The sequence below is a fragment of the Helicobacter bilis ATCC 51630 genome, from assembly GCF_000686565.1.
Taxonomy (GTDB): domain Bacteria; phylum Campylobacterota; class Campylobacteria; order Campylobacterales; family Helicobacteraceae; genus Helicobacter_A; species Helicobacter_A bilis.
This window is the reverse complement of the sequence record NZ_JMKW01000070.1, coordinates 1-8,855: the sequence shown is the minus strand read 5'-3', so window position 1 is coordinate 8,855 and position 8,855 is coordinate 1. Positions and strand designations below refer to the sequence as shown.

The following is an 8,855-nucleotide window of genomic DNA, read 5'->3' as shown; positions in this document are numbered from 1 at the left end:
TTTGCATTACTACATAAAATCACAAGCAAAATAACACATATTCTAAAGATTTCAGTTTTGATTATGGTGTATGAATAAGGTTTTAAAGTTTTGTTTCTTTCCTGTCTTTAAAATACCCTTAATAACTTAAAATACAAGCCTTTTTTATATGATTTTTATCTAGTGATTATATATTACATTTTCACTTTACAAAGTGTTACAAACTAAGCAATGCAAAATTACAAATTAATTAAAGCTTTGATACAAATTAAAATTACATAAGCAAACAATGCTTTATTTTTGCATTCTCTACTTAATGGATTTTATAAGCTTTTATTGTGTAGTTTTATATGCTTTATTAGCACATAAAACATACTTTAATATGTAGTAATGTTTTTGTGTATCCTTTTATGTATCCTTTTTTAGAATACATTCAAAAATACACATAAGATACAAACAAAAAAACATCAAGTGGAAGTAAAAAAAGGAATTATAACATATAAGCATATTATAAAACACTTATGCAAAAAATCCTTAATTTAAGGCTTTTGTGTGTTTGCGTGTGGGGTGCTAGTGAATATAAAAAGCCAATAATAACATGCAATTGCAACACAACGCAATAAGGATAATTATGACACCTCCCCCCCCCCCATATATAATCAGACACGAGATACATAATGCACAGCACTGCACTCTACTATTTGGAAAATTGCTGATGAATTACGCGGAAGCGTTGATGGCTGGGATTTTAAAATGTATGTTTTAGGATTCTTATTCTATCGTTTTATAAGTGAGAATCCTGCGGAGCATATCAATGCCAATATGCGTGAATGCGGTGAAATAGATTTTGATTACACACACTTAAGCGATGAAGAGATCATTAAAGATAATGATATTAAAGAGAATATCATAAATCAAAAAGGCTTCTTTATTATGCCAAGCGAACTTTTTATTAATGTTCTGCAAACACATAAGAGCGATGCAACAAATCTAAATGCAACCTTAAGCAATGTCTTTAGAAATATAGAATCTTCAAGCATAGGCACTAAAAAGTGAAAATGGCTTTAAAGGTTTGTTTAATGATATTGATGTGAATTTTAGCACTAACTTAGGCGAAAGATCCCTTATTAAACGCAATGAAAGGCTTTATAAAGTAATGGAGGAAATCTCAAAACTTGATTTGGATTATAGCGATAACGCTATTGATGCTTTTGGCGATGCGTATGAATATCTTATGCGTATGTATGCGGGTAGTGCGGGTAAAAGTGGTGGCGAGTTTTTTACCCCGCAAGAGGTAAGTCATCTATTAGCAAGGCTTGTTAGCTATGGTAAGCAAAGTGTAAATAAAGTCTATGACCCAGCCTGTGGGAGCGGCTCACTGCTTTTACAATTTGCTAAAGTGCTAGGCAAAAATAATGTCAAAAATGGATTCTATGGGCAAGAGATAAATCCTACAAGCTACAATCTCTGTCGCATTAATATGATTTTGCATAATGTAGGCTATGAAAACTTTGATATTTCTCTAGGCGATACGCTTTTAGAGCCAAAGCACGAAGATAATGAGCCTTTTGATGCTATTGTCTCAAATCCCCCTTATTCTATCAAATGGGCAGTGATTCTAATCCACTTCTTATAAATGACCCACGATTTGCTCCCGCTGGTGTCTTAGCCCCTAAATCCTATGCGGATTTAGCCTTTGTTATGCATATGATCTCTTGGCTCTCTCCCTCTGGCACTTGTGCGATTGTAGCATTCCCCGGTGTGCTTTATCGTGGTGGTGCAGAGAAAAAGATACGCAAATATTTAGTAGATAATAACTTTATAGATCCTTATCCAACTTCCGCCAAATTTATTTTTCGGCACAAATATCGCTACTTCTATCATTGTATTAAAGAAGAATAAGCAAAATGACAAAGTCTTATTTATTGATTCAAGTGAGCTTTTCAGCAAGGTTACAAATAAAAATATATTAGAAATTAACCACATCATTGCTATTGTAGAATCTTATGCCAAGCGTGAAGATAAAGAATATTTTTCTTCTTTAGTAAATTTTGAAGAAATACAGGCAAATGATTACAATCTAAGCGTTTCAAGCTATGTAGAGCAAAAGGATACGCGTGAAGTTATAGACATTAAAGCCCTAAACGCAGAAATTAGCCAAATTGTAGAAAAGCAAAATAGCCTAAGAATACAAATAGATTCTATTGTAAAGTCCCTAGAAAGTGTAAGTTAATAAAAGGGGGCAGATGAATGACAAGCTTAAAACTTATCTTAGACACACAAACGCCAAATCTACCATAGCCGCAGATTTTACCCCAAGCAAAAGAGCAGATTCTATCTATCAAAGTGAAGCGGCGTTAGAAGAAGAGTTTATTGCTAAATTACAATCACAAGGCTATGAATACGCTAAAATCACTAATGGAGCAGACTTAGATCTAATCTTAGATTAAAGTTACAAGAATTAAACTCAATAACACTAAGTGATACAGAATGGAAGAATTTTTTTAACAAAGTCTTAGCTAAAAGCAATGATTCTATTGTAGAAAAAAGCATATTAATACAAGAAGATTATATTCAACCATTAGAAAGAGATGATGGCAGTTTTATAAATCTTAAGCTTATAGATAAAGAGCATATACATAAAAATTCCCTTCAAGTTATTAATCAATATCAAGCCACCACAGAAACACGAAGGCATAGGTATGATGTAACTATTTTAGTCAATGGACTGCCTTTAGTGCATATTGAGCTAAAGCGTCGAGGTGTAAGCCTACACGAAGCCTTTAAGCAAATCAATCGCTATGGCAGAGAGAGCTTTTTTGGTGGAAATGCCTTGTTTGAATTTGTGCAGATTTTTGTTATCAGCAATGGCACACAAAGCAAATATTATTCAAACACTACGCGAGATTTTCACATAAAAACACAAAACAATATAAAAACCGCTAAAACCTCCCATAGTTTTGAATTTACAAGCTATTTTAGCGATGAGAAAAATAACATTATAAATGACCTTATAGACTTTGCTAAAAGCTTTTTTGCTAGACATACACTCTTAAATATTCTTATATCTTACTGCGTGCTTGATGTAGATAGAAAGCTTTTAGTTTTACGCCCCTATCAAATCGCTGCGTGTGAGAAAATCTTACAAAGACTTGCTATAAGCTATCACAATGGATTCTATAAAAAAGGCACAGAGCAAAAAAGCGGTGGCTATATATGGCACACCACAGGCAGTGGTAAAACTTTGACTAGCTTTAAAACCGCTCAACTCATAAGCAATATAGCAGAAATACATAAAGTGCTTTTTGTCGTAGATAGAAAAAATTTAGACTATCAAACGATGAAAGAATGCGACAGATTCCAAAAAGGCGCAGCAAGTGGTAGTAAAAACACAAAAGAGCTAAAAAATAGACTTATTAGCACAAGTAAAGAACATAAGATAATAATCACTACCATTCAAAAACCCTCTCGTTTTATCACTCAAGCAAATAAAAATGATGAAATTTTTGATAATCATATAGTAATGATTGTTGATGAATGCCACAGAAGCCAATTTGGAGCAATGCAAAAACTCATCAAAAAATCCTTTAAAAAACTCTATCTTTTTGGCTTTAGCGGCACACCCATTTATACAGAAAATGCGCAAGGATTTGAGACTACTGAAAGTGTCTTTGGAGAGCGTTTGCACAGCTATACCATTATCCACGCTATACGGGATAATAATGTCCTGCCTTTTCGCGTAAGCTATCACTCCACAATAAAACAAAGGCAAGATTTTGATACAAGTAAAGATAAGAAAGTAAAAGCCAATGATACTGATGAAGCCCTGCTATCTCCCCAACGCATAGATTACATTACAAACTACATTTTAGAGCATTTTGATACCCAAACTATGCGTAATGCCAAAGCCTACACCCTAAATGGCAAACGCTTAAGAGGCTTTAATGCTATCTTTGCTACTCAATCTATCCCTATGGCTATGCAGTATTACAAAGAGTTTCAAGCAAAGCTAGATAAGATTCCAGAATCTCAAAGACTAAAAATAGGCATTATTTACAGCTATGCACCAAATGATGAACTAGAATCTTTAGAATCTGCACAAGAGTTAGAAGAAAACGCAGAGATAAACGCCCTAGAACAATCACAAAGAGATTTGCTAGATTCTGCTATAAGCGATTATAACGCAATGTTTAATAGCAATTTTGATAGCTCTGCTGAAGGATTCCAAAATTATTATAAAGACTTTTCACTAAGACTAAAAAATCGCGAGTTAGACCTTGCCATTGTAGTCAATATGTTTCTAACAGGCTTTGATGCTACAACCTTAAATACGCTTTTTGTAGATAAGCCCCTGCGTTATCACGGACTTTTACAAGCCTACTCTCACACCAATAAAATCCTAAATGCAGTTAAAAGATTTGGCAATATCATCTGCCTTAGAGACTTACAAGAGCCAACAGATAAAGCCCTAGCCCTTTTTAGTGATGAAAATGCTAAAAGCATAGTGTTTTTACGCAGTTTAGAAGATTATCTCAATGGCTACATTGATGACAAAGGCAAAAAGCATAAAGGCTATTTAGAATTATTAAAAGAATTACAAGCAAAATTCCCACTCACAAACTTCCTAGAATCCACCCTAACAGAAACGCAAAAAAGGACTTCCTAACAATCTTTGGCAAGATTCTAAAGCTTCATAATATACTTGAAGTCTTTGATGATTTTAGCGACCAATTGAACGAACGCGATAAACAAGACTATCAAAGCTACTATATAGAAACCTATCAAAACCTAAAATCCAAACCATATAGGAACAAACAATGAAACAAACACAAAACGACACGCACCCATTAGAATCCTTACTACAACAAGACTGCCCTAATGGTGTGGAGTTTAAAGAGCTTAGGGAATTTTTACAATACAAACAGCCAACAAAACACATTGCAAAAGATACTTCCTGTTGTGATGAATATGAAATGCCCGTTTAACTGCTGGTGCTTCTTTTATCTTAGGCTATACAAATGAAACAAGCGGAATCTATCAGGCAAGTGAAGAGCAGCCTTGTATTATATTTGACGACTTTACAACCTCTTTTCATTGGGTAGATTTTCCTTTTAAAATCAAATCTTCAGCAATGAAAATTTTAACACCACCATTGCGAGATTCTGCGTTAGCAGAATCGTGCCAATCCACAAATTCCATGCAAATAGATTGCACGAAGTTATTCCAACTTATCACAACGACAATTTAAGCGATTCTACTTCGCAAAATATCATAAAAAGCAGAATCCGCATATCCAAATCACACAAGGAAATAGAACGCATTATATACACACTCTCATAGACATGCTATAATAAAAATAAAAATGGATTCTATATGATAACGCGTATTTTGATCGATAAATCACCTGCATTTTCACATATAAAGCTAGATTTGCATAAAGGCTTTAATGTTATAAGCGGGGTAAGTGGTAGCGGGAAGTCTGTGTTTTTACATGCAATGCTTAGTGCTTTTGGGTTGAAAGAATCTCATGCAGCATTGGTTGAGATAAATCTTACATTGCGATTGAAAGAGCTTGGCATTTGCTTAGAAGACTTTGGTATAGCAGGAGATCTTGACACAGATGATTTTGATATAAAAGATTCTAATGTTAAAGATTCTACAATACAGGCAGACTCTAATAAGCAAATAGAATCTAAAACAAATAAAGATTCTAAAATGCAACAAGTCTCTAGCACAAATGAAGACTCTGCATTGCAAACAGATATTAATGTGCAAATAGATTCTAATGTGAAAGACTTAGTAGCACAGACAGAATCTAAAACACAACGAGATGCTACTGCAAATAAAGATTTATCATTACAAGCAGATTCCAATCAGCAAAGAGTTTCGGCAATACAGGCAGACAATGATATACAAACAGATTCTGCCATACAAACAGAATCTAAAACAAATAAAAACCCTAACAAACAAAAAGATTCTAAAATAAGCAACAATTCTAAGATAAGCAAAGAATCCGCAACACAACAAGATTCTATACTACAAACAGACATTCACATGCAAATAGATTCTAACAAGCAACAAGCTTCAACAACACAAGCAAACAAAGATTCCACCAAGCAAAAAACCCCCAGCAATAATCTCGTTATCTCCGTCCTAAAAAAGCAAAATACAAGGTATTTTATCAATAATCAAGCGATTTCTAAAAAGAAATTAAGCGAGATAGCACACCATTTTATAAAATACATAAGCATTAAAGATGGCAATGAGCTAGAAAATGACTATATGCTACATATACTAGATTCTATCACCATGCAAAAAGATTCTAAATTTAATGAGATTTTGCAAGAATATAATCAAACCTTTATCGAGCATAAGCAATGCAAGATAAAATTGCAAGAATTAGAAGAAATGCAAAGAAATATTGAAAACCTAAAAGATTTCGCGCAATTTGAGATTGATAAAATCACAAAGGCACAGCCCCAAATTGGCGAGTATGAAAAGCTTATGAGTGATAAAAAGCTATTAAGCAAAAAAGAAAAGGTTATGGAGACTTGCAATAAGGCTTTGCTTGAGCTTGATAGCCTAGATTCTATATATAAAGCTTTTGAATTGCTAAATATTGATAATGCGAGTTTTCTCTCTCATATAATGGAGGCAAGGGGGCATATAGAAAATGGCTTAGATGAGTTTAATAGCCTTGATATAGATATAGAATCTTTACTTGAGAGAATAAGCCTATTAGCAGATATTATCCGCAGATATGGCAGTGAAGAAGACGCACTGAAACACCTTGCCATGCAGCAGCAAAAATTGCAAGAGTATGAAAGCATTGAGTTTGATAAAACAAAGATTGAAGAAAAGTTTTTAAACCTTACAAAAAGATTAGAGAATCTTGCAAATACCCTGCATGAAAAGCGAAAAGCTTACCTGCCTATATTTGTAGAAAAGCTAAATTACTATGCAAAAGAGTTGCGATTAGAATCTGTAAGTATAGACCAAAATAAGATTGAATGCTATCAGTATGGACTAGATTCCCTGCAAATCTATCTAGCTTCAAAACAAAAAAGTGTTTTATCATCAGGCGAGTATAATCGTATGCGACTTGCTATGCTTTGTGTAGCGGCAAGTTATAATACATATAGCGAGGGGATATTAATCCTTGATGAGATTGATGCAAATCTAAGCGGGGAAGAAAGCGAAGGTGTAGCAAAACTCTTGCAATTTTTATCAAAGCATTATCAAGTCTTTGCCATCTCTCATCAGCCTTTCATGCCTTTATTATGCGATAGGCATTATCTTGTGAGTAAAGAGAGTGAAAGCACAAGCACAATAAAGCTTTTAAACGAAAAAGAGCGTATAAAAGAAGTAGCACGCATGATAAGTGGCTCAAAGCTAGATAAACACGCCCTAAGCTATGCAGAAACACTTTTGCAACAGCAGCAAAACTCATACTAAGTTGCTACAATAATGGCTTTATAATAAGGACAAACTTAATGGCTAACACGACACAAAATTTAGTTGATTCAAATAACAATATTATATACAAAGAGTTTCCGCCTTTATGGGAGCAGATTAAAGAAGACTTTCACACACCGCAGAAAAAAGACCCAGCCTTTAATCATTTTTTAGAGCTTTTTTTAAATTATCCCGGGCTAATTGCAATCGTGCATTATAGAATCGCACATAGATTCCATAAAAAAGGATTCAAGTTAATAGCCCGTCTCATCATGGGCTGGACGCAGTTTCTAACAAATATTGACATCCATCCCGCAGCCTATATTGGCAGACGAGTGTTTATTGACCATGGCATTGGTGTAGTGATTGGTGAGACCGCACAAATTGGCAATGATGTAACGATCTATCAAGGTGTTAGTCTTGGCGGTGTGAGTTTAGAGAGGACAAAGCGACACCCTACAATCTTGCATAATGCAATCATTGGTGCAGGGGCAAAAGTGCTAGGTGATATTGTGATTGGCGAACATGCAAAGATTGGCTCAAACTCTGTTGTAATCAAAGATGTGCCAGATAAAAGCACTGCCGTTGGCATTCCGGCTAGAGTGATTAATAAGGAAGAAAAAAGTGAGAATAATGAGAAGCCAACAAGGACAAAGCTGCCAGATATAGACCAAAGCATGTTTGAATACATGCTATGCAGGATTAAGATTCTAGAAGATATTCTTACAAATATGCCAGATGATAATACAAAGTGCAAGGACTTTTTACGCAAAAGAAGCGAAGAGTTAAGCACAAAGGAAAAAGAGCTAGGAAAAGCGTATGAAGACTTTTTACAAGCATTAAACAAAAGGGATAAGACAAACTCTTAAATTTAGATTCTAAAGCTTGTCATTTTAAGCATTAGTGCGAAATATCTTTTTTAGAATCTAAGTTATAGAATCTAGGCTTAAAATATTTTGCTATGCTAAACATAAAAAATACAAGATTCTATAATGCTAAAATGTTAAGACTTCATAGCCAATAAACCTTAGAGAAAAGTCCAAACAAAGTTTAAGCTGTGGATTGTCCCTAAATCTAAGTCATTATGTTTGCTGTAGATATTTGCACGATAGGTAATATCGGTATTGACTAAAAGTGGACTTATTTTTAATAAGCCTAAGCCTACTTCAATATATGCTCCATTTGCTTTGAGATTATGCGTCTGGCTAAAATTTGCTCCAGCACCAATTATAATTGAGCCTATGCCTGTAAGCCCTTCTGGGTGGATATATAGCACTCCGCCCACAGAGTGAGTGGGAGCATAAGTGTCCATATAAAGATATTTAAGCCTTACACCAAATCCTATTTCATAATCAGTAAAAGGAATGGATACAGAAGGCTTTAAACCAAATTCATCATTTACAAAGAAATTCCACCCTACA

At 34.3% G+C, this 8,855-nt stretch carries 7 protein-coding genes and 1 pseudogene; 7 read left to right on the top strand and 1 reads right to left on the bottom strand.

Features of this window, described 5'->3' with window-relative positions; translation table 11 throughout:
- Positions 1 to 666: 666 nt before the first annotated feature.
- The 7 genes and pseudogenes from T368_RS13975 to cysE all read left to right on the top strand — a co-directional run bounded on the left by T368_RS13975 (position 667) and on the right by cysE (position 8,303).
- Positions 667 to 2,212 (top strand): annotated as a pseudogene (locus T368_RS13975) (type I restriction-modification system subunit M).
- A gap of 13 nt (positions 2,213 to 2,225) precedes the next feature.
- On the top strand, positions 2,226 to 2,429 hold the full coding sequence (locus T368_RS16870) for a hypothetical protein (RefSeq protein WP_004086022.1): 204 nt from the start codon (positions 2,226 to 2,228) through the stop codon (positions 2,427 to 2,429).
- Between the two features lie 20 nt (positions 2,430 to 2,449).
- Positions 2,450 to 4,645, top strand: a complete 2,196-nt coding sequence (locus T368_RS13970) for a type I restriction endonuclease subunit R (RefSeq protein ID WP_230455623.1) — start codon at positions 2,450 to 2,452, stop codon at positions 4,643 to 4,645.
- Positions 4,561 to 4,800: a type I restriction endonuclease subunit R, EcoR124 family gene (locus tag T368_RS17430; RefSeq protein ID WP_353737657.1), complete on the top strand. Its 240-nt coding sequence runs from the start codon at positions 4,561 to 4,563 to the stop codon at positions 4,798 to 4,800. Before T368_RS13970 ends, T368_RS17430 begins: the two co-directional genes overlap by 85 nt.
- The gene (locus tag T368_RS15675) at positions 4,797 to 4,964 is read left to right on the top strand and encodes a hypothetical protein (protein WP_004086018.1); all 168 of its coding nucleotides are present in this window, start codon (positions 4,797 to 4,799) and stop codon (positions 4,962 to 4,964) included. Before T368_RS17430 ends, T368_RS15675 begins: the two co-directional genes overlap by 4 nt.
- Before the next feature lie 388 nt (positions 4,965 to 5,352).
- Positions 5,353 to 7,434 (top strand): hypothetical protein, encoded by a 2,082-nt coding sequence (locus tag T368_RS14675; protein WP_004086017.1) that lies wholly within the window; start codon positions 5,353 to 5,355, stop codon positions 7,432 to 7,434.
- A 38-nt stretch (positions 7,435 to 7,472) separates the two neighbouring features.
- Positions 7,473 to 8,303 (top strand): serine O-acetyltransferase, encoded by an 831-nt coding sequence (gene cysE, locus T368_RS0110270; protein ID WP_004086008.1) that lies wholly within the window; start codon positions 7,473 to 7,475, stop codon positions 8,301 to 8,303.
- Positions 8,304 to 8,461: 158 nt separating this feature from the next.
- Here cysE and T368_RS0110265 read toward each other — a convergent pair.
- The coding region (locus T368_RS0110265; RefSeq protein ID WP_027338471.1) for a hypothetical protein at positions 8,462 to 8,855 on the bottom strand (394 nt) is incomplete at its 5' end.

Excerpts from the sequence above, each read along its gene's own strand:
- T368_RS14675 (WP_004086017.1), top strand. The coding sequence starts at position 5,353 with ATGATAACGCGTATTTTGATCGATAAATCACCTGCATTTTCACATATA.
- T368_RS15675 (WP_004086018.1), top strand. The coding sequence starts at position 4,797 with ATGAAACAAACACAAAACGACACGCACCCATTAGAATCCTTACTACAA.
- T368_RS16870 (WP_004086022.1), top strand. The coding sequence starts at position 2,226 with ATGAATGACAAGCTTAAAACTTATCTTAGACACACAAACGCCAAATCT.
- cysE (WP_004086008.1), top strand. The coding sequence starts at position 7,473 with ATGGCTAACACGACACAAAATTTAGTTGATTCAAATAACAATATTATA.